The organism is Micromonospora sp. NPDC049836 (genome assembly GCF_044465125.1).
Classification (GTDB): domain Bacteria; phylum Actinomycetota; class Actinomycetes; order Mycobacteriales; family Micromonosporaceae; genus Micromonospora.
The window spans coordinates 293,011-319,528 of record NZ_JBITLH010000003.1 but is presented as its reverse complement, the minus strand read 5'-3'; the positions used below and the strand labels follow the sequence as shown (position 1 = coordinate 319,528).

General features: G+C 75.6%; 25 protein-coding genes. 11 read left to right on the top strand and 14 right to left on the bottom strand.

Features of this window, described 5'->3' with window-relative positions; translation table 11 throughout:
* From ACIBPB_RS09355 to ACIBPB_RS09340, 4 genes are all read left to right on the top strand, one after another.
* A complete protein-coding gene (locus ACIBPB_RS09355; RefSeq protein WP_396839080.1) occupies positions 1 to 1,650 on the top strand; it encodes an ammonium transporter in 1,650 nt (549 codons plus the stop codon).
* A 57-nt stretch (positions 1,651 to 1,707) separates the two neighbouring features.
* The gene (locus ACIBPB_RS09350) at positions 1,708 to 2,058 is read left to right on the top strand and encodes a DUF2203 domain-containing protein (protein WP_357316215.1); all 351 of its coding nucleotides are present in this window, start codon (positions 1,708 to 1,710) and stop codon (positions 2,056 to 2,058) included.
* A 106-nt stretch (positions 2,059 to 2,164) separates the two neighbouring features.
* Positions 2,165 to 2,647: a GNAT family N-acetyltransferase gene (locus ACIBPB_RS09345; protein ID WP_396839079.1), complete on the top strand. Its 483-nt coding sequence runs from the start codon at positions 2,165 to 2,167 to the stop codon at positions 2,645 to 2,647.
* 357 nt (positions 2,648 to 3,004) lie between these two features.
* Positions 3,005 to 3,808, top strand: coding sequence for an SGNH/GDSL hydrolase family protein (locus tag ACIBPB_RS09340; RefSeq protein ID WP_396839078.1), 804 nt, complete (start codon positions 3,005 to 3,007; stop codon positions 3,806 to 3,808).
* A 171-nt stretch (positions 3,809 to 3,979) separates the two neighbouring features.
* Here the strand turns inward: ACIBPB_RS09340 and ACIBPB_RS09335 are convergent, their stop codons facing one another.
* Positions 3,980 to 4,468 carry a glutathione peroxidase gene (locus ACIBPB_RS09335; protein ID WP_396839077.1) on the bottom strand — a complete coding sequence of 163 codons (489 nt, stop codon included), beginning with the start codon at positions 4,466 to 4,468 and terminating at the stop codon, positions 3,980 to 3,982.
* A 145-nt stretch (positions 4,469 to 4,613) separates the two neighbouring features.
* Here ACIBPB_RS09335 and ACIBPB_RS09330 point away from each other — a divergent pair, with 145 nt between their 5' ends.
* The 4 genes from ACIBPB_RS09330 (at position 4,614) to ACIBPB_RS09315 (ending at position 9,531) form a co-directional block, all read left to right on the top strand.
* Entirely contained in the window at positions 4,614 to 6,257 is a 1,644-nt protein-coding gene (locus tag ACIBPB_RS09330; RefSeq protein ID WP_396839076.1) for a glycosyl hydrolase family 18 protein, read from the top strand.
* A 215-nt stretch (positions 6,258 to 6,472) separates the two neighbouring features.
* On the top strand, positions 6,473 to 6,964 hold the full coding sequence (locus ACIBPB_RS09325; protein WP_396839075.1) for a hypothetical protein: 492 nt from the start codon (positions 6,473 to 6,475) through the stop codon (positions 6,962 to 6,964).
* 117 nt (positions 6,965 to 7,081) lie between these two features.
* Positions 7,082 to 8,488: a class II 3-deoxy-7-phosphoheptulonate synthase gene (locus ACIBPB_RS09320; protein WP_396839074.1), complete on the top strand. Its 1,407-nt coding sequence runs from the start codon at positions 7,082 to 7,084 to the stop codon at positions 8,486 to 8,488.
* Positions 8,489 to 8,511: 23 nt separating this feature from the next.
* Positions 8,512 to 9,531 (top strand): threonine aldolase family protein, encoded by a 1,020-nt coding sequence (locus tag ACIBPB_RS09315; RefSeq protein ID WP_396839486.1) that lies wholly within the window; start codon positions 8,512 to 8,514, stop codon positions 9,529 to 9,531.
* Between the two features lie 169 nt (positions 9,532 to 9,700).
* Here ACIBPB_RS09315 and ACIBPB_RS09310 read toward each other — a convergent pair whose 3' ends face one another.
* Positions 9,701 to 10,561 (bottom strand): deoxyribonuclease IV, encoded by an 861-nt coding sequence (locus ACIBPB_RS09310; RefSeq protein WP_396839485.1) that lies wholly within the window; start codon positions 10,559 to 10,561, stop codon positions 9,701 to 9,703.
* Positions 10,562 to 10,620: 59 nt separating this feature from the next.
* A complete protein-coding gene (gene pknB / locus ACIBPB_RS09305; RefSeq protein ID WP_396839073.1) occupies positions 10,621 to 12,603 on the bottom strand; it encodes a Stk1 family PASTA domain-containing Ser/Thr kinase in 1,983 nt (660 codons plus the stop codon).
* Positions 12,604 to 12,771: 168 nt separating this feature from the next.
* Between pknB and ACIBPB_RS09300 the strand changes: the two genes are divergently transcribed.
* The gene (locus tag ACIBPB_RS09300) at positions 12,772 to 13,143 is read left to right on the top strand and encodes an Rv2175c family DNA-binding protein (RefSeq protein WP_396839072.1); all 372 of its coding nucleotides are present in this window, start codon (positions 12,772 to 12,774) and stop codon (positions 13,141 to 13,143) included.
* 244 nt (positions 13,144 to 13,387) lie between these two features.
* On the opposite strand, the gene ACIBPB_RS09295 is transcribed toward ACIBPB_RS09300, so the two are convergent.
* Entirely contained in the window at positions 13,388 to 14,470 is a 1,083-nt protein-coding gene (locus tag ACIBPB_RS09295) for a polyprenyl synthetase family protein (protein ID WP_396839071.1), read from the bottom strand.
* A gap of 9 nt (positions 14,471 to 14,479) precedes the next feature.
* Positions 14,480 to 15,937 carry a helix-turn-helix domain-containing protein gene (locus tag ACIBPB_RS09290; protein ID WP_396839070.1) on the bottom strand — a complete coding sequence of 486 codons (1,458 nt, stop codon included), beginning with the start codon at positions 15,935 to 15,937 and terminating at the stop codon, positions 14,480 to 14,482.
* A gap of 226 nt (positions 15,938 to 16,163) precedes the next feature.
* On the opposite strand from ACIBPB_RS09290, the gene metF reads away from it, so the two are divergent.
* The gene (gene metF / locus ACIBPB_RS09285; protein ID WP_396839069.1) at positions 16,164 to 17,081 is read left to right on the top strand and encodes a methylenetetrahydrofolate reductase [NAD(P)H]; all 918 of its coding nucleotides are present in this window, start codon (positions 16,164 to 16,166) and stop codon (positions 17,079 to 17,081) included.
* A 44-nt stretch (positions 17,082 to 17,125) separates the two neighbouring features.
* On the top strand, positions 17,126 to 17,815 hold the full coding sequence (locus ACIBPB_RS09280; RefSeq protein WP_396839068.1) for a CDP-alcohol phosphatidyltransferase family protein: 690 nt from the start codon (positions 17,126 to 17,128) through the stop codon (positions 17,813 to 17,815).
* A gap of 156 nt (positions 17,816 to 17,971) precedes the next feature.
* On the opposite strand, the gene ACIBPB_RS09275 is transcribed toward ACIBPB_RS09280, so the two are convergent.
* The 9 genes from ACIBPB_RS09275 to ACIBPB_RS09235 form a co-directional block, all read right to left on the bottom strand.
* Positions 17,972 to 19,459, bottom strand: coding sequence for a phytoene desaturase family protein (locus tag ACIBPB_RS09275; protein ID WP_396839067.1), 1,488 nt, complete (start codon positions 19,457 to 19,459; stop codon positions 17,972 to 17,974).
* Between the two features lie 11 nt (positions 19,460 to 19,470).
* The gene (locus tag ACIBPB_RS09270) at positions 19,471 to 20,595 is read right to left on the bottom strand and encodes a glycosyltransferase (RefSeq protein WP_396839065.1); all 1,125 of its coding nucleotides are present in this window, start codon (positions 20,593 to 20,595) and stop codon (positions 19,471 to 19,473) included.
* Complete coding sequence (locus ACIBPB_RS09265; RefSeq protein WP_396839064.1) at positions 20,592 to 21,437, bottom strand: carotenoid biosynthesis protein; 846 nt, start codon at positions 21,435 to 21,437, stop codon at positions 20,592 to 20,594. The genes ACIBPB_RS09270 and ACIBPB_RS09265 overlap by 4 nt, the downstream gene beginning before the upstream one ends.
* On the bottom strand, positions 21,434 to 22,006 hold the full coding sequence (locus tag ACIBPB_RS09260; RefSeq protein WP_396839062.1) for a GNAT family N-acetyltransferase: 573 nt from the start codon (positions 22,004 to 22,006) through the stop codon (positions 21,434 to 21,436). Before ACIBPB_RS09260 ends, ACIBPB_RS09265 begins: the two co-directional genes overlap by 4 nt.
* Positions 22,003 to 22,749, bottom strand: coding sequence for a monooxygenase (locus ACIBPB_RS09255; RefSeq protein ID WP_396839061.1), 747 nt, complete (start codon positions 22,747 to 22,749; stop codon positions 22,003 to 22,005). Before ACIBPB_RS09255 ends, ACIBPB_RS09260 begins: the two co-directional genes overlap by 4 nt.
* Positions 22,746 to 23,234 (bottom strand): YbaK/EbsC family protein, encoded by a 489-nt coding sequence (locus ACIBPB_RS09250; protein WP_396839060.1) that lies wholly within the window; start codon positions 23,232 to 23,234, stop codon positions 22,746 to 22,748. The genes ACIBPB_RS09255 and ACIBPB_RS09250 overlap by 4 nt, the downstream gene beginning before the upstream one ends.
* Before the next feature lie 158 nt (positions 23,235 to 23,392).
* A complete protein-coding gene (locus ACIBPB_RS09245; protein ID WP_396839059.1) occupies positions 23,393 to 24,217 on the bottom strand; it encodes an FAD:protein FMN transferase in 825 nt (274 codons plus the stop codon).
* A gap of 7 nt (positions 24,218 to 24,224) precedes the next feature.
* Entirely contained in the window at positions 24,225 to 24,743 is a 519-nt protein-coding gene (locus tag ACIBPB_RS09240) for an FMN-binding protein (RefSeq protein ID WP_396839058.1), read from the bottom strand.
* 20 nt (positions 24,744 to 24,763) lie between these two features.
* Complete coding sequence (locus ACIBPB_RS09235; RefSeq protein WP_396839057.1) at positions 24,764 to 26,161, bottom strand: ferric reductase-like transmembrane domain-containing protein; 1,398 nt, start codon at positions 26,159 to 26,161, stop codon at positions 24,764 to 24,766.
* Positions 26,162 to 26,518: the final 357 nt, after the last annotated feature.

Genomic DNA, 26,518 nt, shown 5'->3' with positions numbered 1-26,518 from the left:
GTGTCCACTCTGAGCGCGGGTGACACGGCCTGGGTGCTGGTCTGCGCCGGCCTGGTCCTGTTCATGACGCCCGGCCTCGCCGCCTTCTACGGCGGCATGGTCCGTACCCGCAACGTCCTCGCGATGCTGCAACAGAACATGATCGCGCTGGGTGTGGTGAGCCTGACCTGGGTGCTGGTCGGCTACACCATCGCCTTCGGCGACGACGCCGGCAGCGGCCTCTTCGGCAACCTGGAGCTGTTCGGCCTGACCGGCCTGAAGGTGCCGCCCGCCCCCAACCTGCACGTGGTCGACGGGCGCATCACCATCCCGACGCTGGCGTTCGTGGCGTTCCAGATGATGTTCGCGGTGATCACGCCCGCGCTGGTCACCGGCGCCACCGCGGGCCGGCTGAGGTTCGCCGGCTGGGTGCTGTTCCTCGCCGTCTGGTCCATCGTGGTGTACGCGCCGGTGGCGCACTGGCTCTGGCACCCGGACGGCTGGCTGGCCCGGTTCGGCACCCAGGACTGGGCCGGCGGCCTGGTCGTCCACGCCAGCGCCGGCGCCGCCGTCCTGGCCGTGCTGCTGGTCGTCGGCCGGCGGCGGGACTGGCCGCACACCGCGGCGCCGCCGAACTCGATCCCGTTGACCATCGTCGGGGCGGGCATCCTCTGGTTCGGCTGGTTCGGGTTCAACGGCGGCGACGGCCTCCAGGCCAACGGGGTGGCCGCCCAGGCCCTGATCAACACCCATCTCGCCGCGGCCGCCGCCATGCTCGTCTGGCTGGCGCTGGAACGGGTCACCGACGGGCACAGCACCGTCGTCGGTGGGGTCTCCGGCGCCGTCGCCGGTCTCGCCACGGTCACCCCGACCGCCGGCTACGTCAACGTGCTCTCCGCCGTCGCGATCGGCGCGCTCGCCGGCCTGGTCTGCCACCTCGCGCTGAAGCTGAAGTACCTGCTGCGCCTGGACGACGCGCTGGACGTGCTCGCCGTGCACTTCGTCGGCGGCATGCTCGGCACCCTGCTGCTCGGGTTCTTCGGCAACAGCGGGGTGAACCCGCTCGGCAAGGACGGTCTGCTCCTCGGTGGCGGCGGATCCCTGCTCTGGCACCAGCTCGTCGGCGTCGTGTGCGTGGTGGCGTTCTCCTTCGTACTGACCTGGCTGATCGCCGCCGCGATCCAGGCGCTGGTCGGGCTCCGCGCGCCCGCCGACACCCAGGAGCGCCTGGACCAGGCGCAGCAGGGCGCCGACGCGTACCACCTGGGCGGGGTGACCAGCCTGGTCGCACCCGGCGGCCCGCAGCGGCGGCCCGGGCCCGCGGCCGACCGGGCCGGCCCGCCGGCCCCACCCCAGCCCGGGGCCCGGACCAGGCTGGTCAGCGCGCTGCTGGAGCCGAACCGGGTGACGAACACCGGCGAACTGCGCGACGCCCTGCTGCGCGCCGGGGCGATCTCGGTCATCGTCACCGACACCGCCGCCGCCACGAGCGAACCGGAGCGCCGCCTGCTTCCGCGCGGGTACTGGCAGGAGCAACCCCTGCTGGCCCGGCTACAGGTCACCGTGCTGGTCGGCAGCGACGCCGTGCGCGGCGTGCTGGACGAACTCGAACGGCTCGGCGCCGGCCGCGCGGAAACCTACGTGCAGGAGGCGGAACGGATGCCGTCCTGACGGTCGACCCGGTGCCGCCGGCGGAGCCGACCACCCGGCGTGCCGCATACTGGCGCGGTGTTCACACTCGCCCAGGCGCGACACCTGGTGGCCACCCTGCGGCCGCGCGTCGAGGAGCTGATCCGGCTCCGCGCCGACCTCGCCGAACTCCGCGCCGACCTGGCCGACCACGGGGTCAGCGTGCTCGGCGGCCGGGCCGAGGTGAAGGCGATCGAGGCGCGGCTGCACGCGGTGCTGGAGGAGCTGCACCAGCACGGCATCCAGGTCAAGGGGATCGCGCCGCTGCTGCTGGACTTCCCCGGCGAGCGGGCCGGCCGGGCGGTGCTCTGGTGCTGGCTGGAGGGGGACGAGGACGTCCGCTGGTACCACCGCGCCGAGTGTGGCTTCGCCGGCCGCCGCCCGATCTGACCTGCCGTCCCGCCCGCTCCGTGGGCGTGGCGCGGCCGTCGCCCGATCTGCCTGCTGTGCCGCCCGCCTCGTGGGCGTGGCACGGCCGGTCGCTATCGTGCGGTCCATGGTCGACGCTCGCCGGGCCACCCCGGAGGACGCCACGGAACTGGTTCGCCTGCGCGGGCTGATGCTCGCCGCGATGGCCGGCTCGGACCCGGAGCCGGGGGCATGGCAGGACCTGGCCCGGGACAACCTGCGAGACTGGCTGGCCGGGCCGGAACCGTGGCTGGCCGCGTTCGTCGTCGACGCGCCGGCGGGCGGGCTGGCGGCCTGCGCCGTGGGCACGATCGAGCGCCGGCTCGGCGGACCAGCCAACCCGAGCGGCCTCTGCGGGTACGTCTTCAACGTCAGCACCGATCCCGCCCACCGCCGGCGCGGCCACTCCCGGGCCTGCATGACCGCCCTGCTGCACTGGTTCCGGGAACGGGGCGTGCGCAAGATCGACCTGCGGGCGTCGGAGGCAGGTCGGCCGCTCTACCGCTCGCTCGGCTTCCGGGAGACCGCCGAGCCGACGATGCGGCTCACCGTCCCGGCCGACCGGACCTGACCCGCCGGGACGCGCCGGGCGTCGTGGTCCGCCGTGCCCTCACACGCCGACTTGCCGCGAAGTGGGGCGGCGGCCGTGCGTGATACCCCGACTTGCCGCGAAGTGGGGCGTCCGGCGCGCGTGAGACGCCGACATGCCGCGAAACGGCGTCCGCCGGCTGGGGTCCGCGCACGAAGGACGGGCGATCGCTAACGGACAGTAGTGGCGGAATCCTTCACCGCGTAGCTGCGGGCCGGCAGAGGTTTGTATCCATTAGTATCTATCGGCATCCTCCGCGAATCAATGATCTTCCCCAGCTCCCGATCTTATTGATATCTATCTCGCACCACCACTTCCTCCACCCCCCAGGAGTGCGACGTGCGGAGATCCCGTCTTGCCACCCTCGCCCTGACCCTGGCCTCGTCCCTCGGGGCCGTCCTGACGCTGGCCGCCCCGGCGCAGGCCGCCGCCACCGACCGGTACGTCGCGCTCGGCGACTCGTACGCCTCGGGCGTCGGCGCCGACAGCTACACCTCCGAGAGCGGGTCCTGCATGCGCAGCACCAACGCGTACCCCGCGCTCTACAACACCAACATCAAGCCCGCCTCGTACCGCTCGGTGGCCTGCTCGGGCGCCACCACGGCCACCGTCATCAACAGTCAGCTCGCCGCGCTCTCCTCGACCACCACGTTGGTCAGCGTGACGGTGGGTGGCAACGACGTCGGCTTCTCCAGCATCATGAGCACCTGCGTGCTGCAGGGGGAGAGCCAGTGCGTGTCGGCCGTGCAGGCGGCCGAGAACAAGGCCCGGACCGAGCTGCCGGGCAAGCTCGCCAACGTCTACAACGGCATCCGGAGCCGGTCGCCCTCGGCCCGGGTGGTGGTCGTCGGCTACCCGGTCTTCTACCAGCTCGGCACGGTCTGCGTCGGGCTCAGCGCGACCTCCCGCGCGAAGATCAACGAGGGCATCAACCTGGTCGACGACATCACCCGGTCGGCGGCCAGCGCGGCCGGCTTCACGTTCGCCGACGTGCGCTCGATCTTCGTCGGCCACCAGTTGTGCAGCTACGGGGAGAAGTGGCTGCACGCGTTGAACTACCTCAACCTCACCGTCTCGTACCACCCGACGGCGGCGGGCCAGTCCGGCGGCTACTACCCGGTCTTCCGCTCCGCGGCGGGCTGATCCGGTCACCGGTCCGCGCCGCCCGCGCGGACCGGTGACCGGCGGGCCCGGGGCGCGTCCCGGGCCCGCACCCGTGGGGATCTTCTCGGCCCAGGTCACCATCTCGGCGTGGGGCTGGCACCCGCCCGGCCCGGTCGCCGCTGGCCAAGCTGCACCTGCCGGTGGGAGGACTCAGCCGGGCAGCACCTTCTCGATCGCCGCGCGCAGCTCGGGGGAGTCCGGGGTGACCTGCGGGGCGAACCGGTCCGCCACGCTGCCGTCCGGCGCCACCAGGAACTTCTCGAAGTTCCACCGGATGTCCCCGGTGTGTCCCTCGGCGTCCGGGGTGGACACCAGTTCGGCGTAGAGCGGGTGGCGGTCCGGCCCGTTGACGTCGACCTTCTCCGTCAGCGGGAAGGTGACTCCGTAGTTGACCTGGCAGAACTCCTCGATCTCGGCGGCCGTGCCCGGCTCCTGGCCGGCGAACTGGTTGCACGGCACCCCGAGCACGGTCAGCCCTCGGTCGGCGTAGGTGTCGGCGAGGGCCTGCAGTCCGGCGTACTGCGGGGTCAGCCCGCATCGGGAGGCCACGTTGACCACCAGCAGGGCGCGGCCCCGGTAGCGCGCGAGGTCGGCCGGGCCCCCGCCCAGGGCATCGATCTTCACGTCGAAAACGCTCATGCGCCGAGGCTACGCGCACCCGCCGGGCCGGCCCGGCGGCGGCGCGACGGATCGAAGCATCTACATCTTGACGAAGTGATGACGGCGTGAGTAGCGTCTCAGCATTCAATAAGGAAAGTTTCCTAACTAATAAAGGAGACGCCGTATGAAGAGATCGCTCCGCCGGGCCCTGTGGGCCACCGGCGCCGTGGTCGCGCTGGTGGCCGCGGGTGCGCCGTTGGCGACCGCCTCCGCGGCGGGCAGCGTGACCGCCACCTTCACCAAGGTGCAGGACTGGGGGACCGGTCACGAGACGAAGGTGACCATCACCAACGGCACCAGCGCCAGCGTCGCCACCTGGCGCATCGAGTTCGACCTGCCCGCCGGCACCACGATCAGCAGCTTCTGGGACGCCGACGTCACCAGCAGCGGCAGCCACTACGTCGCGGTGAAGAAGAGCTGGGCCGGCTCGCTCGCCCCCGGCGCCAGCTTCAGCTGGGGATACAACGGCACCGGGGCGTACAAGGCGCCGGTGACCTGCACCGTCAACGGGGCGTCCTGCTCCGGCGGCGGCACTCCGACCACCACGGCCGCCCCGACCACGGCCGCCCCGACCACCGCGCCGCCCACCACGGCACCGCCGACCACGGCCCCGCCGACCACCGCCCCGCCCACCACGCCGCCGCCCTCGACCGGAGGCAAGAAGGTGGTCGGCTACTTCGCCGAGTGGGGCGTCTACGCCCGCAACTACCACGTGAAGAACATCCACACCAGCGGGTCCGCCGCCAAGCTCACCCACATCCTGTACGCCTTCGGCAACACCACCGGCGGCCGGTGCAGCATCGGCGACAGCTACGCCGACTACGACAAGGCGTACACCGCGGCGGACAGCGTCGACGGCGTCGCCGACACCTGGGACCAGCCGCTGCGCGGCAGCTTCAACCAGCTGCGCAAGCTGAAGAAGATGTACCCGAACCTGAAGGTGATCTGGTCCTTCGGTGGCTGGACCTGGTCGGGCGGCTTCACCCAGGCCGCGCAGAACCCGGCGGCGTTCGCCGACTCCTGCTACTCCCTGGTCGAGGACCCGCGCTGGGCGGACGTCTTCGACGGCATCGACGTCGACTGGGAGTACCCGAACGCCTGCGGCCTGCAGTGCGACAGCAGCGGCCCGAACGCCTTCAAGAACGTGGTGAGCGCGCTGCGCAGCAGGTTCGGCTCCAGCGCCCTGGTCACCGCGGCGATCACCGCCGACGGCAGCAACGGCGGCAAGATCGACGCGACCGACTACGCCGGCGCCGCGCCGTACCTCAACTGGCTGATGCCGATGACGTACGACTACTTCGGCGCCTTCAACGCCCAGGGGCCGACCGCGCCGCACTCGCCGCTCACCTCGTACACCGGCATCCCGCAGCAGGGCTTCTGGTCGGACGCGGCGATCCAGAAGCTCAAGTCCAAGGGCATCCCCTCGGACAAGCTGCTGCTCGGCATCGGCTTCTACGGCCGGGGCTGGACCGGGGTGACCCAGACCGCCCCCGGCGGCACCGCCACCGGCCCGGCGCCGGGCACCTACGAGCAGGGCATCGAGGACTACAAGGTGCTCAAGAACAGCTGCCCGACCACCGGAACCATCGGCGGCACGGCGTACGCCAAGTGCGGCTCGAACTGGTGGGGCTACGACACGCCGGCCACCATCGGCGGCAAGATGACCTACGCCAGGAACCAGGGCCTCGGTGGCGCCTTCTTCTGGGAGCTCTCCGGTGACACCAGCAACGGTGAGCTGATCGGCGCCATCAAGGGCGGGCTCGGCTGACGCCGAGCGCCGACGCACCACCCACCCGGCGGGGAGGGGCCACGCACCGGCCCCTCCCCGCCCGCGTGTTCCGCACCGATCGGGGTGTCGTGCCGCGTGCCGCGCTGGCCCACCCGGGCGGGGCCGGGCGAGGATGGGTGGGCACCGGACGGCCCATGTGGCAGACTCGCCGTCCGGCGTGCCGCGCCGCCGTACGTCGAGGGGGAGGGACCGCGATGGGCCAGACGCACCGGGCAACGGTGACGGCCGTCACCCTGCTCGCCCTGCTGCCGCTCACCCTGGCCGGCTGCGGCCTCGGCGGCGACGACACCGCCGGCGGCCCGGCCACCGAGGCGAACCGCGCGCCCGCCGACGAGGCGGCGGCCAAGAGCCGGGAGCGGGTGCAGGCGTACCTCGACGCGATGGCCGCCAAGGACGCCGACGCCGGGCGCAGCCAGCTCTGCGCGCCGTTGCAGGCCCGCTTCGACGCCGACGCCACCGGCCCCAACGGCGACTTCGCCGATCACTTCACCGTCCCGCAGGCCACCATCACCGACGTCCGCTCCGGCCCGCACGGCCAGGAGGTCAGCACGGCCGTCACGGTCGCCGTCGGGTCCCGCAAGGCCACCCGGGCGCTGCTGTTCACGGTCACCCGCAGCGGCGCCGACTGGTGCATCACCGGCGAGGCGCCCGGCGGGAACAGCCCGGAGCCGGCCGTCACCCCGTGACCGGCCACCCGGCGTGACCAGCGGCGCTCCGCCGGTGTGGCGGGTGCCCCCTCCCAGAGGCCGGAACCGTCCCCCTCGCCGACGGGCCGCCCCGGCGGTCGCCGTACGCTTTGGGTCATGCGCCATGAGTGGCACCAGCTGAGTCATCCCGCGGTGGGCAGCCCCAGCCTGCAGACCAGTCGTCCGACGGCCGACTCCGCCGAGGACGCGGCCCTCGGCCTGGACCGCTGGCGGGACCTGCCCCGCGCGCAGACCCCGCCCTGGCCGGACCCGGCCCAGGTCGCCCAGGTCTGCAAGGTGCTCGACACGGTGCCCTCGGTGGTCGCCCCGTACGAGGTCGACCAGCTCCGGCAGCGGCTCGCGCTGGTCTGCGAGGGCAAGGCGTTCCTGCTCCAGGGCGGCGACTGCGCGGAGACCTTCGCCGACAACACCGAGAGCCACCTGCTGGCCAACGCCCGCACGCTGCTCCAGATGGCCATCGTGCTGACCTACGGCGCGTCCCTGCCGGTGGTGAAGGTGGCCCGGGTCGCCGGCCAGTACACCAAGCCCCGGTCGCTGCCGACCGACGCGCGCGGCCTCCCGGCCTACCGCGGCGACATGATCAACTCGTTGGAGACCACGCCGGAGGCCCGGGTCGCCGACCCGCAGCGCATGATCCGGGCGTACGCCAACTCGGCCGCCGCCATGAACATGCTCCGCGCCTACCTGGCCGGCGGGCTGGCCGACCTGCACGCGGTGCACGACTGGAACAAGGACTTCGTCAAGCAGTCACCGGCCGGCGAGCGCTACGAGGCGATCGCCCGGGAGATCGACCGGGCCATCGCCTTCATCCGCGCCTGCGGGATGACCGACGACGAGGCGCTGCGCACCGTCACCCTCTACTGCTCGCACGAGGCCCTCGCCCTGGAGTACGACCGCGCGCTCACCCGGATCTCCGGCGACCGGGCGTACGGCCTCTCCGGGCACTTCCTCTGGATCGGCGAGCGGACCCGGCAGCTCGACGGCGCGCACATCGACTACATCTCCCGGATCGCCAACCCGATCGGGGTGAAGCTCGGCCCGACCACCACCCCGGACGAGGCCATCGAGCTGTGCGAGAAGCTCAACCCGGACAACGTCCCCGGCCGGCTGACCCTGATCAGCCGGATGGGCAACCATCGGGTCCGCGACGCGCTGCCCCCGATCGTCGCCAAGGTCACCGCGGCCGGCGCCAAGGTGGTCTGGCAGTGCGACCCGATGCACGGCAACACCCACGAGTCCTCCAACGGCTACAAGACCCGGCACTTCGACCGGATCGTCGACGAGGTGCTCGGCTACTTCGAGGTGCACCGCGGCCTGGAGACCCACCCGGGCGGCCTGCACGTCGAGCTGACCGGCGAGGACGTCACCGAGTGCCTCGGCGGCGCCCAGGGCATCGAGGACCTCGACCTGCCCGGCCGGTACGAGACCGCCTGCGACCCGCGACTGAACACCCAGCAGTCGCTGGAGCTGGCCTTCCTGGTCGCGGAGATGCTCCGTGGCTGACCCGAGGAGTGAACGTGGCTGACCTGATCGATCTCCGTTCGGACACCGTCACCCGGCCCACCGCCGGGATGCGGGAGGCCATGGCGACCGCCGAGGTCGGCGATGACGTCTACGCCGAGGACCCGACCGTCACCGCGCTGGAGGCCGAGGTCGCCGCGCTGTTCGGGCACGAGGCCGCGCTCTTCGCCCCGAGCGGCTCGATGGCCAACCAGATCGCCCTCCAGCTGCTCGTCCCGCCCGGCGACGAGCTGCTCTGCGACGCCGACGCGCACGTCGTGACGTACGAGATCGGCGCCGCCGCCGTGTACGGCGGCATCTCCTCGCGGACCTGGCCGGCGGTCGGCGCGCAGATCGACCCGGACGTGGTGGCCGGCATGATCCGCCCCGACGGCTACTTCGCGGTGCCCACCCGGGCGATCGCCGTGGAGCAGACCCACAACCGGGGCGGCGGCGGGGTGATCCCGCTGTCCACCCTGCGCGAGCTGCGTCGCGTCGCCGACGACCACGAGCTGGCCCTGCACTGCGACGGTGCCCGGATCTGGCACGCGCACGTGGCCGACGGGGTGCCGCTGGCCGAGTACGGCGCGCTCTTCGACACCCTGTCGGTCTGCCTCTCCAAGGGCCTCGGCGCGCCGGTCGGCTCCCTGGTGGTGGGCAGCGCTGAGCGGATCGCCCGGGCCCGGTTCGTCCGCAAGCGGATGGGCGGCGGGATGCGGCAGGTCGGCGTGCTCGCCGCCGCCGGCCGGTACGCCCTGGCCCACCACGTGCAGCGGCTCGCCGAGGACCACGCGAAGGCGGCCCGGCTCGCCGAGGCCGTCGCCCCGCACGGCGTGCTCGCCACGGCGGCGCGGACCAACATCGTCCCGCTCGACCTGACCAAGCACCCGCTGGACGCGAAGGCCCTGGCCGCCGCCGCCCGGGAGCAGGGCGTGCTGATCTCGGTGCTCGGTCCCCGTACCGCCCGCCTGGTGACCCACCTGGACGTGTCGGACGCCGAGGTCGACCGCGCCGCCGACGTCCTCACCACCCTCCTCCGCGCCTAACCACCCCACCCCCGCCCCGCGCCCCGCCCCCCGCCCCCCCCCGCTCCCGCGATCATGGAGTTGTGGCGCCCCGAACGCCGGCAATCTCCCCTTTGTCCACCGCCACAACTCCTTGATCGACGCAGGAGGGGGCGGGGGCGCGAGGGCGGGAGGGCGAGGGGGGTGGGGGTTAGGGGTGGAGGCGCTTGAGGGTGGCGATGTCGGCGGCGTGGCCGACGTGCTTCTCCGTGGGGGTCTCCACCAGCACCGGGATGCCGGCCGTGGCCGGGTGGCGCATCAGCTCGGCGAACGCCGGCTCGCCGATGGTGCCCTTGCCGATGTTCTCGTGCCGGTCCCGGGTCGAGCCGCACAGGTCCTTCGAGTCGTTCGCGTGCACCAGCCGCAACCGGTCCGCGCCGACCGTGGCGACCAGGGTGTCCAGCGTCGCGGTCATGCCGCCCTCGGCGGCCAGGTCGTGCCCGGCCGCCCAGGCGTGGCAGGTGTCGAAGCAGACGGCCATCATCGGGTGCCGGTCGACCGCGTCCAGGTAGGGGCCCAGGTGCTCGACCCGGGAGGCCAGCGACCGCCCGCCGCCGGCGCTCGGCTCGACCAGCAGCATCGGCCCGCCGACGGCCGCCGTCTCGTCCAGCAGCGGCAGCAGCGCCTCGCGTACCTGCCGCATGGCCGCCTCGGCGTGGCCCGCGTCCACCGCGCTGCCGGCGTGGAAGACCACGCCCTCGGCGCCGATCGCCCGGCCCCGGAGCAGCGCGTGCGCCAGGGTCTGCGCCGACCGCTCGACGGTGGCCGGGGTGGGCGAGCCGAGGTTGACCAGCAACGAGGCGTGGATGAAGACCGGCAGCTCGCGCTCGCTGCAGCCGTCGCGGAACAGGGTGTCCTGGGCCGGGTCGCCCGCCGGCAGCGCCCAGCCGCGGGAGTTGGAGACGTAGACCTGCACCACCTCGGAGCCGGCCGCGTCGGCGTACGGCAGCACCGCCCGGGCCAGGCCGCCGGAGGTGGGGGTGTGCGAGCCCACCCGGCGCCGGGCCGTCACCCCGCTCCGCTCGGCGGCGGCGTCCCGTGCCGCACCGCCGAGCCCACTGATCCGCTCGCTCACAGGCAGGTCACCGTGACCGGGGTGCCCGGCGGCACCGGAGTGTTCTCGGCCGGGTTCTGGAAGCGGGCCACCCCGTTGGGGTTGAGCTGGATGGTGACCGGGAAGCCCTGGCTCTCCAGCACCTGCTTGGCCTGCTGGCAGGGCAGGTCGACGACCCGGGGGACGGCCACCTGCGGCGGGCCCTTGCTGACGTCCAGCTTGACCTCGGTGCCCTTCTCCACCCCGGCGCCGTCGGCCGGGCTCTGCCCGAGGATCTGATCGCGCGGCTTGTCCGAGTCCTTGTACGTCTCGACCGCCTTGAGCCCGAGCTGGCCGAGGATGGTGCGGGCCTCGTTGAGGTTCTTGCCGACCAGGTTCGGCACGGTCACCGGGGCGCGGCCCTTGCTCAGGATCAGCGTCACCTTCGCGCCCGGTTTGACCACCGTGCCCACCTTCGGGGTGGTGGCCATCACCACGCCGGCCGGCAGTTCGTCGTCGTACCGGGACGGGCCCTTGACCGCGACCAGCTTGGCGTTGGTCAGCTCGGCCTGGGCCAGCTCGAACTCCTTGCCCACCACGTCCGGCACCGGCAGCTGCTCCGGGCCCAGGGACAGGGTCAGGGTGATCGTGCCGCCCTTGAGGATCCGCGCCGCCGAACCCGGCTGCTGCCCGAGCACGCTGTCCTTCGGGATCTTCTCGTCGTAGCGGGGCTCGGCGTACCGGAGGGTGAAGCCGCCCCGATTTGCCTGCCCCTCCGCCTCGGCCTTGGTCAGGCTGACCAGCTGCGGAGCGACCGTGTACCGGCCCACCCCGAACCACCAGCCACCGACAGCGGCGACCAGGCCGAGCACCACCACGGCCGCGGCGACCGCCAGCCGGCCGCGGGGCGAGCCCATCACCCGGGTACGCAGCTCGGCGAGGCGTGCCCCCAGGCCCTCCTGCTCGGCGGCCCGGCGGCGGTGCGGGCGCTGCCCGCCGCCCTCCGGCAGCCGGGCCCAGGCCGGCCGCTGGGCCGGCTGGACCGCCGCCACCATCATGGTCGGCTGGGCCATCGGGGTGGTCTCGTCGGACACCTGGCGCAGCACCGCGGTGTGCGAGTTGCTGTTGCCCAGGTCGTCCCGGGCCACCTGCACCTCGGCCAGCAGCGCGCCGGCGTCGGTGGGCCGGCCGCCCGGGTCCCGCCGGGTGGCCCGGCCGACCAGGTCGTCGAGGGCCGTGGGCAGGCTCGGGACCAGGGTCGACGGGGCGGGCACGTCCCGGTCGACGTGCTGCCAGGCCACCTCGACCGGGCGGTCGCCGTCGTACGGCACCCGGCCGGTGAGCATCTCGAACAGCACGATCCCGGCGGAGTAGACGTCGGTGCGCGGATCGGCCCGGCCCTCGGTGACCAGCTCCGGGGCCACGTACGCGACGGTGGCCATCAGCTGGTTGCCGTGCTCCTCCTCGGCGCTGGCCTCGACCGCCTGGGCCAGCCCGAAGTCGGCCACCTTGACCACGCTGTCCACCAGGTTGGCGACGCCGCCGGTGGGCGCCTCGGCGACCAGCACGTTCTCCGGCTTGACGTCGCGGTGCACGAGGCCGGCCCGGTGCGCGGCGGCGATCGCGGCGAGCATCTGCTCGGCGATGGCCAGCGCCTCGTCCGGGTTGAGCCGGCGCCGCTCGGTGAGCACGTCGCGCAGGGTGCGGCCCCGGACGTACTCCATCACGAGGTAGGGCAGGCCGGCGTGGATGCCCTGGTCGTAGACCGCCACCACGTTGGGGTGGGTCAGCCGGGCGATGGTCTTCGCCTCGTCGGTGAACCGCTCCACGAAGCCGGCCATCCGGGCCCGGGTCTCGGGCGCCTGGGTCGGGTGAATGATTTTGACCGCCACGGTGCGCTCGAGGCGCTCGTCGGTGGCGGTGTACACGGTCGCCATGCCGCCACGGGCCACGCGACCGCGGATGCGGTAGCGCCCGTCGATCAGCGAGCCCAGCAACGTGTCGGCGACCTGTGTGTCCATCGGCAGGGAGTCTATGTGTCCATCGGGTGAAGGTTGAACAGGATGCTACAGCCGGGATGCGACCGGGCGGGAAAACGCGCGCCCCCGCGGGGCGGCGTTCACCGGCGTCCGGGAGGTCCGACGGGGTGCCGCTGCGGGGACGCGCCGGGCTCGTGGCAGGGTGGTCGGGTGACCGATTCCGTACCCGCCGACCTGCCGGGGCCCAGCGACCCGGCCGCCTGGCTGACCCTGCCGGACGTGGCCGAGCGCCTCGACGTGTCGATCAGCAAGGTGCACCAGATGATCCGGGACCGGGAGCTGATCGCGGTACGCCGCGACGGCGTCCGCCGCATCCCGGCCGACCTGGTGGCCAACCACACCGTGCTCAAGCACCTGCCCGGGGTGCTCAACCTGCTCGCCGACGCCGGCTACGACGACGAGGAGGCGCTGCGCTGGCTCTACCAGGCCGACCCCACCCTCGCCGGCGGCACGCCGGCGGCCGCCCTGGGCGGCGACCAGGCCCGCGAGGTCAAACGCCGCGCCCAAGCCCTCGGCTTCTAGCCCTCGGCCTGATCGACCCGGGCCCTACCCCACCCCTGGGCTCCCGCGCCCGGTCGGCCCAGCCCGGCCCGCGCCCGGTCGGCCCGACCTGCGCCCGGTCGGCCCGGCCCGCGTCCCGGCCGGCCCGGCCCGCGTCCCGGCCGGCCCGCGTCCGGCGTGGTCGATCATGGGGTTGTTGGCGCTCTGAAGATCGACTCGCCGACAACCTCATGATCGACGCCCGGGGACGGGGGAGGGCAGCGGATCAGTCGGTGCGGCGGGTGGCGGCGATGGCCAGGTCCACCAGCGACTGGCGGGCCTCGGTGTCCAGGTCGACGGTGGTGAGGGCGGCCAGGGCGTTCTCGGTCAGGGTGGTGATCCGCTGCTCGGTACGGTCCAGGGCGCCGCTCGCCGTGATCAGCTCGCGTAGCCGGCGCACGCCCTCGGTGTCCAGTCCGGGGTCGCCGAGCCCGGCGAGCAGCAACTCCCGGCCGGCCTCGTCGACCGTCTCCAGGGCCGCCGCCACCAGATAGGTCCGCTTGCCCTCGCGCAGGTCGTCGCCGGCCGGCTTGCCGGTGCGCTCCGGGTCGCCGAAGACGCCCAGCACGTCGTCGCGGAGCTGGAACGCCTCGCCCAGCGGCAGCCCGTACGCCGAGTAGGCGGCGATCACCTCGGCCGGCGCGTCGGCCAGCGCGGCGCCCAGCAGCAGCGGCCGCTCGACGGTGTACTTCGCCGACTTGTACCGCGCCACCTTGCCGGCCCGCTCCCGCGAGGTGTCCCCGGTGGCCTGGGTCAGCACGTCGAGGTACTGCCCGACGGTCACCTCGGTGCGCATCTCGTCGAAGACCGGCCGCGCCCGGGCCACCGTCCGCGGGTCCAGACCCGCCGAGTGCAGCAGCTCGTCCGACCAGACCAGGCAGAGGTCGCCGAGGAGGATCGCGGCGGCGTCACCGAAGCCGTCCGGGTCGCCGCCCCAGCCGGCCTCCCGGTGCCGGGCGGCGAACCGCCGGTGCACCGCGGGCTCACCCCGGCGGGTGTCCGAACGGTCCATCAGATCGTCGTGGATCAGGGCGCTGGCCTGCACGAACTCCAGCGCGGCCAGGGCCGCCACCACCTGGTCGGAGTCGACCCCGCCGGCGCCCCGGTAGCCCCAGTAGCCGAAGGCCGGGCGCAGCCGCTTCCCGCCGCCCAGCACGAACGCCTCGATCGCCTCGGCGACCGGCACCAGACCCTCGTCGAGGGTCGTCAGCCAGCCGCGCTGGCCGGCCAGGAACTCGGTGAGCGACTTCTCGACCCGCTGACGCAGGCCGGCGCGGTCGACGGGAGAGACGGGAGCAGCGTGGGTCACGCCACGACGCTAGCCGGTCCCCGTCCGTCCCGCCGTACCCCCGGGTCGGCGTGGCGTGCGACCCGCCCGGCGCGGCCGACCAGGGCCGGGCGCCCCGGCGCCGGCCGCCGCCCCCACCGGCAGGTACGGCCGGGCGGCGGCGAGCAGGTCGGCGTACCGCCGGACGGCCGGCTCGTCGTGCTGCCCGGCCAGCCGGCGGCGGACCTCGGTGAGCTGGCCGACCGCCCGGGGCGAACCGGACCGGACGGCGTCGAGCAGCGCCGCCCCGGCCACCGCGCAGGCCGGCTCCACCTCGCCGAGTTGCAGGTGCCCGCGGGCCAGCCAGCCGCCGTACAGGGCCGCGCGGCGGGGCCGGCCGGGCGCCCGGGCGGCCGGCGCGAGCAGCGGCACCGCGGGCCCGGGCCGGCCCAGCGCGACCAGGGTGCGTCCGGTCAGCGCGGCCAGTTCGGCCTCGTCGAGCCAGTACAGCCAGGGTGGCTCCCGGCCGGGTTCGGGCCCGCCGCACCCGGCGGCGGCGGCCAGGGCCTGCCGGGCGGCGCGGGAGCGCCCGGCGAGCGCGGCGGCGAACGCCACCCGGTGCAGCAGCAGCGCCCGCAGCCCCGGCGAGGCGACCGCCCGGCTGCCGGCGTACCCCGAGCGGGCCAGCGCCAGCGCCCCCGCCGGATCGCCGACGCCGGCCAGCAGATGGCTCGCCGCGCCGAGCACGTGCCCGGCGAACGCCCGGTCCCCGGCGGCCACCGCCGCCCGCAGCGCCAGCCGGTAGCCGTGCAGACCGCCGGTGACCTGCCCGGCGTCGGCGGCGAGCCAGCCGGCGAGCTGCGCGGCCTCGGCCAGCGCCGGCAGCAGCCGGCGGCGGTCGGCCGGTCCGGCCGCGCGGTAGGCGCGGGCGGCGCGGCGCAGCCGGCGCGCCCCGTGCCCGGCCAGGTCGGCCCCGCCGAGCAGGTCGTCCCAGCGCCGCAGCTCGGCCAGCCCGGCCGGGTCCGGCCACCGCCCGCCGGAAGCCGCCGGCGCCGCCCGGCCGGACGGGGGCCCGCCGGTGCGCGGCGGCCGGGATCCGGGCCCGGCGGGCGGTCGGGGCCGGGCCAGGTCGGCGAGCGGGCTGCCGGGGCGGACCCCGGCCGGGTTCGCCGACCAGCGGTGGGCCAGGGTGAGCAGGGCGGTGCGGATCCGGGAACCGGACCGGTCGATCGCCGCCGGCACCACCCCCAGCCGGCGGCTCCGCGCCGCGGCCCCGGCGAGCAACTCGCCCGGCACGCCGAGCACCACGGCGAGCCAGCCCAGCCAGAAGTCGCCGGGGAGCCGGCGCTGCCGCTCCCACCGGGAGATCTCGTTCCTGGTCAGGGTCGGCACGCCGGAGGCGGCGCAGAGCGCGGCGGCGACCCGCTGCTGACTCCAGCCGCGCGCGGACCGCAGCTCGGCCAGGACCGGCCCGAACGGACGCGGATCGGGGGGCGGGAACGGGATCATCGGTCCTCCGTGGGCCTCGGCGCGGATGGCGACGGAGGCGGCCCGGCCGTGCCGGGCCGGCGCGCCGCCGGTCGTGCTGACCCCCGCGCGGGCCCCCGGCGCCGGCCACCGGCCGGCCCCACCGCGCGGCACCGTTTCTACCCCCGGGGTACGACGCTCCGCCCGGCCGTGCTCGCGGGCTGGGAAGCTCCTGGGTACGGCGGGCGCACGCCGCTAGAGTCGGGGCGTGGCGCTCGGTCTTCCCTCGGTCCTCCCCAATCCCCAGCCGGCGATCGGGGAGTTGATCCGTGCCGGTCGGCCGACCTTCTCCTTCGAGTTCTTCCCGCCGAAGACCCCGGCCGGGGAGCGCCTGCTCTGGCAGGCCATCCGCGAGCTGGAATCGCTGCGCCCCTCGTTCGTCTCGATCACCTACGGCGCCGGCGGCTCCACCCGGGACACCACGGTCGCGGTGACCGAGCGGATCGCCACCGAGACCACCCTGCTGCCGATGGCGCACCTGACCGCGGTCGACCACTCCGTCGCCGAGCTGCGGCACGTCATCGGCCGGCTCGCCTCGGTGGGCGTCCGCAACGTGCTCGCCGTACGCGGCGACCCGCCGGGCAACCCGGGCGGCGAGTGGGTCAAGCACCCGGAGGGCGTGCGCTACGCCGAGGAACTGGTCCGGGTGATCCGCGACGCCGGCGACTTCAGCGTCGGGGTGGCCGCCTTCCCGTACAAGCACCCGCGCTCGCCCGACGTGACCAGCGACACGGCGAACTTCATCCGCAAGTGCCGGGCCGGCGCCGAGTTCGCGATCACCCAGATGTTCTTCGACGCCGACGACTACCTGCGGCTGCGGGACCGGGTGGCGGCCGCCGGCTGCGACACCCCGATCCTGGCCGGCGTGATGCCGGTGACCCAGCTGGGCACCATCGAGCGGTCCGTGCAGCTCTCCGGCGCGCCGTTCCCGCCGGCGCTGGCCGAGCGGTTCGCCCGGGTCGCCGAGGACCCGGAGGCGGTCCGCCGGCTCGGCGTCGAGCAGGCCAGCGAGATGTGCGCGAAGTTGCTCGACGAGGGCGTACCGGGCATCCACTTCATCACCTTGAACCGGTCCACCGCCACCCGCGAGGTGTGGCAGCACCTCCAGGCCGACGCCCGGGTGTGACGACCCGGCCCACGACACCCGCGTCGCCCTTCTACGGTTGACCCGTGGTGGGCACACAGCTGAACTGGGACCAGTACGCGACCGCGTGGGCGCGGCTGCACGGCGGCTTCGACCCCCGGGTGGCCGCGCCGGTGGTCCGCGCCTGGCTGCGGTTCGCCTACCACCTGGGCTACCTGCTGGGCCGGCTGCGGATCGGCCCGACCCCGGTGACCGTGGTCGGGGTGCTGCTCTGTCTCTGCGTACCGCTGCTGGTCGGGCGGGTCGGCGACGGGCCGTTCCTGGGGGCGCTGTTCGTGCTGCTCGCCGCGGTGGCGGACAGCGTGGACGGTGCGGTGGCGGTGGCCACCAACCGGACCACCCGGCTCGGCTACGTCTACGACTCGGTCGCCGACCGGCTCGGCGAGGTGGCCTGGCTGGTCGCGTTCTGGCTGCTCGGCGCGCCGGGGGCGCTGGTCGCCGCGGCCGGCGGCCTGTCCTGGCTGCACGAGTACGTGCGGGCCCGGGCGGTCTCCGCCGGGATGCGGGAGATCGGCGCGGTGACCGTGGGGGAGCGGCCCACCCGGGTCTGCGTGGCCCTGGTCGGGCTGGTGGTCGCCGGGCTCACCGGGCTGATCGACGCCGACCTGGTCGCCGGCACCAGCACCATGGTCACCACGGTCTGGGTGCTGCTGGCCGGCTTCGGCCTGGGCCAGCTGCTCTCCGCCGTCCGCCGCGCTCTGATCGACGCCGGCTGACGCCCGCGCCGCGTCCTGGTCGGTGCCGGCTGACGTCCGCGCCGCGTCCTGGTCGGTGCCGGCTGACGTCCGCGCCGCGTCCTGGTCGGTGCCGGCTGACGTCCGCGCCGCCTCCTGGTCGGTGCCGGCGGACGCCCGCGCCCGACGGTTCCCGCCCTACCAGGCGGGGCCGATCTCGTCGGCGACGATCTGCGCCGAGAGGGTGACCATGGGGAGGCCGCCGCCGGGGTGGGTGGAGCCGCCGACCAGCCAGAGCCCGGCCGCCGGGCCACGGTTGGCCGGGCGGAGCAGCCCGCCGGCGGTGCCGTAGATCGCCCCGCCCGGCGCGCCGGTGGCCGCGTCCAGGTCGGCCGGGGTGCGGATCTCCCGGAACACCAGCCGGTCCCGCACGTCCGCCCCCCGCTCGGCGAGCACGTCGAGGATCCGGTCCGCGTACGCCTCGGCCAGGCCGGGGCGCCGCCAGTCCACGGCGTCCGCCGCCGTGCCGTGCCGGGCGGCGTTGACCAGCACGAACCAGGCCTCGTGCCCGTCCGGCCGGACCGCCGGGTCGTCGGCCACGGTGACGAAGACCGTCGGGTCCACGGCCGGCCGGGCCCGCACCCCGCGCCCCGGGTCGCCGAAGACGGCGTCGAACTCGGCGTCGTAGTCGCGGGGGAAGAAGACGTTGTGGTGGGCCAGCCCGGAGTCGCCGCGTACGCCGAGCAGCAGCACGAAGCCGGCCAGGCTGCGGTCGGTGAGCCCGGCCAGCCGGCGCGGGCTGGGCAGCAGGTCCCGGTAGAGGGTGAGCGCGTCGACGTTGGCCACCACCACGTCGGCGGGGAGCGGGGCGGCCGCCCCGGCGACGCGTACCCCGTGCACCCGGCCGCCGGCCGCGTCGATCCGGGTGACGGTGGCGCCGGTCTGCACCACCACGCCCAGGTCCAGGCAGCGCGACAGCAGCGCGTCGGCCAGGCTGCCCAGCCCGCCGCGCAGGTACCAGCCGCCGTACGTCAGCTCGGCGTAGGGCACGGCGACCAGCGCGGCCGGCGCGCGGCGCGGGTCGGCGCCGGTGTAGGTGGCGTACCGGTCGAGCAGCATCCGCAGCCGCGGGTCGGACAGCTGGCGGCGGCCGAGGCCGCGCAGGGTGCGGCCGGGGGCGATGGCGGCCAGGTCACCGAGGCGCCAGGCCAGCGCGGCCAGGTCCCGCGGGGAGTCGATGGTGCGGCCCAGGATGTCCCGCTGGGAGGCCGCCCACACCCGGGCGGCCCGCTGCCAGAGCCGCTGCCAGTCGGCGGCGGCCCGGTCCCCGAAGGCCGCGCCGATCCGGGCGGCGAACTCGGCCGGCTCGGCGCAGGAGTCCAGCGCCGGGCCGCCGCCGGGGAAGACGTGCCGGACGATCGGGTCCAGCGGCACCAGGTCGAGGTACTCGTCGAGCTTGGCCCCGGTCGCCTCGAACAGGTCGTGGAAGACCTGCGGCAGGGTGAGCAGGCTCGGTCCGGTGTCGAACAGCCACCCGCCCTCGGCCGTGTCGTGCTGGTACCGGCCGAGCTTGCCGCCGACGGTGTCGGCCCGCTCGAGGACGGTGACCTGGTGCCCGGTGACGGCCAGCCGGGCGGCGGCGGCCAGCCCGCCCACGCCGGCGCCGACGACCACGATTCGCGCCATGCCGCGTCCCCCTAGCTGACCGGGCGACCCCGCCAGGTGAGCCGGTGTCGCTTCCGCAGATGGTACGACCGAAATGTCAGCCAACCGAGGACCACCACCGACACGGGGTGTGCCAGCGCGTCGGGCCAGGCCCGCCCGCCGGTGGCCCGGGCGCTGACCGCCCGTCCCGCGACCCCGAGCAGGTAGGCGGCCAGCGCCACCCCGGACACCCCCGGCGCGAACGGGGCGAGGCCGACGGCGAGCAGCGGGGGCGCGGTGTAGAGCAGGAGCAGCAGGGTCACCACCACGGCCGCGGCGGCCGGGTGCCCGAACGAGGCCCACAGCGACTTGGTGTAGCCGTCGCGCAGCTCCGGCCAGCTGTCGTACATCCGGCAGGTGGCCAGCCGCGACCCGTCGGCGAGGGCGATCCGGCCGCCGGCCCGCTTGACCGCCCGGGCCAGCTCGATGTCCTCCAGCACCTTGTCGGCGACCGCCGCGTGCCCGCCGGCCCGCAGGTAGCCGGCCCGGTCCACGACCAGGAACTGCCCGCCCGCCGCGGCCAGCGAGGGCCGCCGCGAACGTTCCATCGCCAGCAGCGGCAGGAAGGTCAGCCACAACCACTGCAACAGCGGCTGCACCAGCCGGTCGGCCGCCGTCCGCACCACGATCCGGGGGTACGGCGACAGCAGCGCCGCGCCCGCCGCGCGCAGCTCGGTCACCGCCGCGGCGACCGCGTACGGGCCGAGCACCACGTCGGCGTCGACGAAGACCAGCGCGGTGCGGGTCGGGTCGGTGCCGGTGGCCAGCTGCCAGCAGGCGTGCGGCTTGCCCAGCCAGCCCGGCGGCGGGGCGGCCCCGGTGCGCAGGGTGACCCGCGGATCGTCGCCGGCCACCGCGCGCACCACGTCGGCGGTGCCGTCGGTGGAGCCGTCGTCGAGCACCACGATCCGCAGCTCCGGTGCGCCCCGCTGGGCGAGCAGTGCGCGCAGGCACGGCGTCACCCGCGCGGCCTCGTCGCGCAGCGGCAGCAGCACCGCCACCGGCTCGGTCACCTCGACCGGGCCGGTGGCCGGCCGGCGCAGCCAGCGGCTGGCGTTGACCAGGGTGTGCGCGGTGAGCACGGCGACCGCGCCGGCGAGCACGAGCAGCGCGGTCATGCCGGCGCGTCGACCCGCCGGGCCGGGTCCACCGTCGGGCGGCCGGTGTCGGTCCGGCGACCGCGCAGCAGCGCCACCGCCAGCGGCACGGCGGTCAGCGCCATGCCGGCGGCGCCCCAGAGCGCCGAGGCGGGCAGCCGGAGGAAGACCGCGTGCGCCAGCACGCTGGAGGCGTACGTCCAGAGGTAGAGCGCGAACATCGGCGCGTCGGGCCGGCCGGCGCGGTCGACGGCCGGCCCGGCCAGCGGGCGCAGCACCGCTGCCACCAACAGCGCGAAGAGCAGCCAACCGAGGTAGTTGCTGACCGGTACGCCGGGCAGGCCGGGCAGCGCCGGGGTGGCGTCCCGCCAGACCCAGTAGCCCTCGGCCACCATCTGCGGGTCGAGGAAGAGGTCCCAGGCGGCCAGCCCGATCGCGGCCAGCCCGATCCGGGCGGCGTGCCGGGCCGGACCCGGCCAGCCGGTGCCGCCGCCGGCCGGGCGGACCAGCCGGACCGCGGTGAGCCACGCCGGCCAGGCCATCCAGGTCCAGGCCAGCGGGATGATCAGCGGCACCCCGGCCAGCTTCGGGCCCAGCTCACCGGAGTAGTCGTAGCTGCCGAACGGCACGCCGGTGGCCACCCCGAGCGCCTCGACCGCGAACCCGCCGCCGGTGGCCACCGCGACCAGCGCGAGCGCGGTACGCGTACCCCGGGTCAGCAGGGCGTGGCCGACGGAGAGCAGCCAGCCGAGCAGGACCGTGGCGACGGTCAGCCCGGCCCGGGTGGCGCCCGCGGTGAGCGGATAGCAGATCTGGGTGAGGACCAGGACGGCCAGCAGCGCCCAGGACAGCCGTCGGGTCACGACGCGGCCGGGGCGGCGCCGGGGCCCGGCGGGGGCAGCGGCAGGTCCCGGCCGAGCACCCCGAAGGGCCGCTCGTCGCCGGGGAAGTGGAAGTGGCGCAGGACGTCGACGAAGCCGAACCGCCGGTACAGCCGCCAGGCGCGGGAGGTCTGCTCGTCGGCCTCCGGGGTGGAGAGCAGGGTGGTGCTCCCCTCGGCCATGGTGAGCAGCGCCCGCAGCTGCCCGGCGCCGAGGCCGTGCCCCTGCGCGGGCGGCCGGACGTGCAGCTCGACCACCTCGAAGCAGTCGGGCAGCCAGCGCTGCCGGGCCGGCGCGTCCAGCGCCCGGTGCACCTGGTCGTGCCACCACTGGCCGGCGGCGCCGAGGTAGCCGTACCCGAAGCCGGCCAGGTGTCCCTCGGTGGTGAGGCTGGCGACGGCGCGGAAGCCGGGGCGGCGGACGTGGGTGGCGATGTAGCCGCGCCGGGCCTCCAGCAGGTCGGTCCGGTAGCCCATCGCCTCGCCGTAGACGGCCACCACGTCGTCCAGCCGCCGGACCAGGTCGTCCGGCGTCCAGCGCACCAACCTCATGCGTGTCCTCTCGCCGTGTCCGGGCCGCCCTCGGCGGCCCATCCGAGCACCGTCCGGTCACCGACGACGTCGCCCACCGCGAAGCGCGCGAACAGCTCCTCGGCGTACCAGCCCTCGGTGGGGGTGCGGGTGATCGCGGCCCGGTGCTCCGGGTGACGGTACGCGAACGCGACCAGGTCCGCCGGGTCCCGCCACACACTCACCGTGCCCTGCCAGCCCAGCGGGGCCTCGCCGACGCCGAACCGGGCGAGCAGCCCGGGCGCGGTGGCCAGGGCGGCGGCGACCGGGGGGACCGCCCGCCAGAAGGTGACCGCCCGGCGGGCCCGCAGCCGGGCCCGGGTCAGCGCCAGCACCGGCCCGGTGGCCCGCCCGCCGGGCGGGTCGCCGAACGGCCGCCGGCCGGACCACTCGCCCCGGCTGGTCAGCGGGCGCAGCTCCACCCGGACGGCGGCGCGGGCGATCCGGGCCCAGGAGCGGCCGACCGGCGAGGCGTCGAAGCCGGCCGCGGCGGCGGGGGAGTCCCAGACCACCAGGGCGGCCCAGCGGGTCAGGTCGACGTCGCCGGGGCCGAAGCCGGTGCCGGTCCCGGTGCCGAGCAGCTTGGCGAACCGGACGCCGGGGCGGCGGCGCAGCCGCGCCGGGTGGGTCGCCATCCGGGCCAGTGCCCGCGGCACGGCCGCCCGGGGGATCCGCCAGACGTGCAGCGTGACCAGTCCGGGCGGGTCCTCGGAGGGCTGGCTCACGCCACCTCGGTCGGGGTGCCGGAGGTGATCCGCAGCAGCTCGGCGTACGTGGTGGGGAAGACCGCCTGCGGTACGCCACCGGCCGCCCACACCTCGGCGTGCCCGTCGAGGGCGGTGTCGACGAGGGTACGCAGCGGGCGGGGGTGGCCGACCGGGGCGACCCCGCCGATCACCTGCCCGGTGTGCCGCTTGACGAACTCGGGGGTGGCCCGGCGCAGGTGGGTGACGCCGAGGCCGGCGGCCAGGCCGGCGGTGTCGACCCGGTGCGCGCCGGAGGTGAGCACCAGCAGCGGCGCGTCGTCGGCGTCGAAGACGAGCGAGTTGGCGATGGCGCCGACGCCGACGCCGAGCGCCTCGGCCGCCGCGGCGGCGGTGTGCACCGCCTCGGGCAGCAGGCGGACCTGGCTGGCGCCGCCGGAGCCGTCCCGCGCGCCCGCCTCGTCGAGCGCGCGCTGCACCGCTTGCACGTTCGGGTGTGGCTGCATGCCGCCCATTCTCCCCGCCGCGTTCCGCCCCCCGGCCCCCGCCCCACCCGGCGCGTCGCCCCGCCCGCCGGCCCTCGCCCCACCCGGCGCGTCGCCCTGCCCGCCGGATCCGGTCGATCCCGGAGCTGTCCCCACCCGCCGGGGCGAGGGCGACCCCGTCACCGGGTCGGTCCGGCGGCGGGGCTCCGTCCGGCCGGCCGGGATCCGGGCCAGTCCGGGGTGGCCCGGACCCGGCCGGCGGCGTCCACCAGCAGGGCCGCGTACCCGTCCAGGGTGGCCAGCCAGTCCAGCGCGTCCGCGCCGCGGGCGACGGCCGCGGTGGCGTACACGTCGGCCCAGAGCAGCTCGGGGCCGACCACGGTGACCGACCGGACGGCGTCGGCGGGCCGGCCGGCGCGCGGGTCGGTGATGTGCGCGCCGCGCCGCGCGGTGCCCGAGGTGGCGACCGCGCCGCCGGCTCGCTCGACCACGTCGAGCAGCCGGTCCGGGCGGCCCGGGTCCTCGACCCCGACCCGCCACGCCGGCCGGCCCGGCGCGGTGCGCAGCAGCACGTCCCCGCCGGCGTTCAGGCACAGGTCGTGCCCGGGCAGGCCGGTCAGGTGCCGCGCGGCCCGCTCCACCGCCCAGCCCTTGACCAGGCCGGACGGGTCGAAACCGGTGCCGCCGCCGGGCAGCGGCAGGCGGCGCGCGTCGAACCAGCCGCCGGTCCGCGCCCGGGCCCGCTCGCAGAGCTCCACCACCTCGCGCACCGGCGGCGGGGCGGTGGCCGGGTCGGGCGCCGCCCCGCCGAGCCGGCCCAGCACGCTGTCCGGCCGGTACGTGCTGAACGTCGCGTCCGCCTCGCGCAGTTCGGCGAAGACCCGCGCCACCCGCCGCGCCACGTCGTCGGCGCGCACCCGCGGACCGCGCAGGTGCACGCTGACCGGCAGCCCCATCACCTGCGCCACCCAGGCGCGCCGGTCGAGTTCCGCGGTCACGTCCATCGCGTCCTCAGTCCAGGTGCGCCGCGTCGAGCGCGGACTGGAGGGATTCGCGGTAACCGTCGCTGGTGACGGTGGCGCCGGAGACGGTGTCGATCCGGGCGCTCTGCGCGGCCAGCGTCTCCTGCCGCAGGATCGGCACCGCGTACCCGTTGATCTGCTGGTCCCGCCGGTTGCCGTCGGGCACCCGGAGGGTGCTGACGCCGGTGATCTTCCCGCCGGCGACGGTGATCCGCACCTGCACCGGCCCCCACCGGGTCTGCGCCACCGCCCCGGTCGCCGTACCGGTGCCGCCCGGCCGGCCGGGGCCCGACGGGCCGCCCCGGCCGGCCGGCGTGCCGCCGCCCGACGGGTCCGGGCCGGTGGCGTCGTCCGTGCCGGTCCACGAGCTGCCGCCGCCGGCCGAGCCGTCCGGGCCGGAGGCGGTCGCGCTGCCCGGCCCGCCCGCGCCCATGGTGCTGGTCCGGTAGCTGAACAGCAGCACCAGCGCGGCCACCGTGGAGAGCAACCAGATGGTGATCCGTCGCACGGAACCTCCCTTCGCGCCTGTCACCAGGCGAACTGTTCGTGGTGGACGCGCGCGTCGGGGACTCCGGCCGCGCGGATCGCGGCCCGGGCGGCGTCGACCCAGCCGTCCGGGCCGCAGAGGAAGACGTCGTGATCGGCGATGTCGGGGGAGAGCCGGCGCAGGGCCTCGACGTCGGGCAGCCCGTCGGCGTGGGCCGGCAGCCACGCCGGTCGCCGGGCCCGGGGGCCGACCAGGTGCCGCACGACCAGCCCGCGCTCCGCGGCGAGCCGGTCCAGCTCCGCCCGGAAAGCCAGGTCGTCGGGGGTACGCGCGCGGTAGAGCAGCACCGCCTCGCCGGGGGCGTACGGCAGCTCCCAGAGCAGCGCCAGCAGTGGGGTGATGCCGACCCCGCAGGCCAGCATGGTGATCCCGCCGCCGCGCCAGTGCTCCCCGGTCAGCCGCCCGTACGGCCCCTCGACCAGCACCCTGGTGCCGGGGCGCAGGGCGGCCACCCGGGCGCTGCCGTCGCCGAGGTCCTTCACGGTGATCCGCATCAGCTCCCCGGTCGGCGGGGCCGACAGCGAGTACGGGTGGGCCCGGGACCAGCCGGGGCCGTCCAGGAACCGCCAGAGCAGGAACTGCCCGGCCCGGGCGGGCAGCCGGTGCAGGTCGCGTCCGCGCAGCCAGACCGAGGTGAGCCCGGGCGCCTCGGGGACCACGGCGGCCACCTCGATCCGGTGCCGCAGCGACCGCCAGGCGGGCAGCCCCAACCGGTAGACCAGCACGCTGGCCAGCGCCAGCAGGTAGACGGTCCACCAGTAGGCGCGGGCGGCCGGCGAGGCGAGGAAGTCGGCGCCGGTCCAGAGCTGGTGCGGCAGCGCCAGCGCGATGCCCAGGTACGCGTACAGGTGCAGCAGGTGCCAGGACTCGTAGCGCAGCCGGCGGCGGGCCGCCCGTACCGAGGTCACCGCCACCAGCGCCAGCAACCCGAACGCGGCGGTGGCCAGCAGCATCCCCGGGTACGTGACGACCAGCTCCCAGGTCTGCGCGAGCACGCCCTGCCGGGCGGTGCCGGCGTAGCCGAGGACGGTGAGCAGCACGTGGGCCAGGAGCAGGTGCAGGGAGGTGAAGCCGGTGAGCCGGTGCCAGCGGGCGAGCCGGTCCTGGCCGAAGCGGCGCTCGATCAGCGGCACCCGGGCCATCAGCACCACCTGGACCAGCATCAGGTCGGCGCTGACCAGGCCGGCGAGCCGGCCGGCCGAGGTGAGCCCGGGGGCCGGGCCGGCGAGCAGCTCCGGCACGCCGCGGTCGGCGGCCCAGAGCGCGGTGACGACCAGCAGGCTGAGCACCGCGGCTCCGCCGGCCAGGTCGGCCCACCAGCCGGGGACCGGCGGCAGGGCGCGGCGGGCCGCCACCCGCCGGTCGGCGCCGGCGGTCACCGGCGCGCCCCCGCCGGTTTCCCGTGTCCGGCCGGACCCCGCCGGGGGGCCGGTCGCCTTTCGGTACGGCTGACGTTCATGCGTCAACCGTGGCCGGGCGAGCTCTGCGCCCCCTTTGCCGGTGCTGTGCCCGGGCTGAGAATCGCACCGCCCGCCGGCCGGCGGGTCCCACCGTCGCCCGGCGGGTCCCGCCGGCCAGCCGGCGATCGGTGACCGCCGGCGCGCCACACGTTGCATTTTCGTCGGAGGGGAGGTGTACTGTCAGAGCAGTTAGAACGAATGTTCGATTCACTCGTACTCTCGTTCCAACGATCGCCTGGGAGAGGTGTTTCGCGGCGCCGACTCCCGGGAGGTGCG

Coding starts and splice junctions, on each gene's coding strand:
- ACIBPB_RS09275 (WP_396839067.1), bottom strand. CDS start 19,459: ATGGCGCGAATCGTGGTCGTCGGCGCCGGCGTGGGCGGGCTGGCCGCC.
- ACIBPB_RS09290 (WP_396839070.1), bottom strand. CDS start 15,937: ATGATCCCGTTCCCGCCCCCCGATCCGCGTCCGTTCGGGCCGGTCCTG.
- ACIBPB_RS09260 (WP_396839062.1), bottom strand. CDS start 22,006: ATGAGGTTGGTGCGCTGGACGCCGGACGACCTGGTCCGGCGGCTGGAC.
- ACIBPB_RS09325 (WP_396839075.1), top strand. CDS start 6,473: ATGGGCCAGACGCACCGGGCAACGGTGACGGCCGTCACCCTGCTCGCC.
- ACIBPB_RS09245 (WP_396839059.1), bottom strand. CDS start 24,217: ATGGACGTGACCGCGGAACTCGACCGGCGCGCCTGGGTGGCGCAGGTG.
- pknB (WP_396839073.1), bottom strand. CDS start 12,603: ATGGACACACAGGTCGCCGACACGTTGCTGGGCTCGCTGATCGACGGG.
- ACIBPB_RS09335 (WP_396839077.1), bottom strand. CDS start 4,468: ATGAGCGTTTTCGACGTGAAGATCGATGCCCTGGGCGGGGGCCCGGCC.
- ACIBPB_RS09270 (WP_396839065.1), bottom strand. CDS start 20,595: ATGACCGCGCTGCTCGTGCTCGCCGGCGCGGTCGCCGTGCTCACCGCG.
- ACIBPB_RS09320 (WP_396839074.1), top strand. CDS start 7,082: ATGCGCCATGAGTGGCACCAGCTGAGTCATCCCGCGGTGGGCAGCCCC.
- ACIBPB_RS09345 (WP_396839079.1), top strand. CDS start 2,165: ATGGTCGACGCTCGCCGGGCCACCCCGGAGGACGCCACGGAACTGGTT.
- ACIBPB_RS09250 (WP_396839060.1), bottom strand. CDS start 23,234: ATGCAGCCACACCCGAACGTGCAAGCGGTGCAGCGCGCGCTCGACGAG.
- ACIBPB_RS09330 (WP_396839076.1), top strand. CDS start 4,614: ATGAAGAGATCGCTCCGCCGGGCCCTGTGGGCCACCGGCGCCGTGGTC.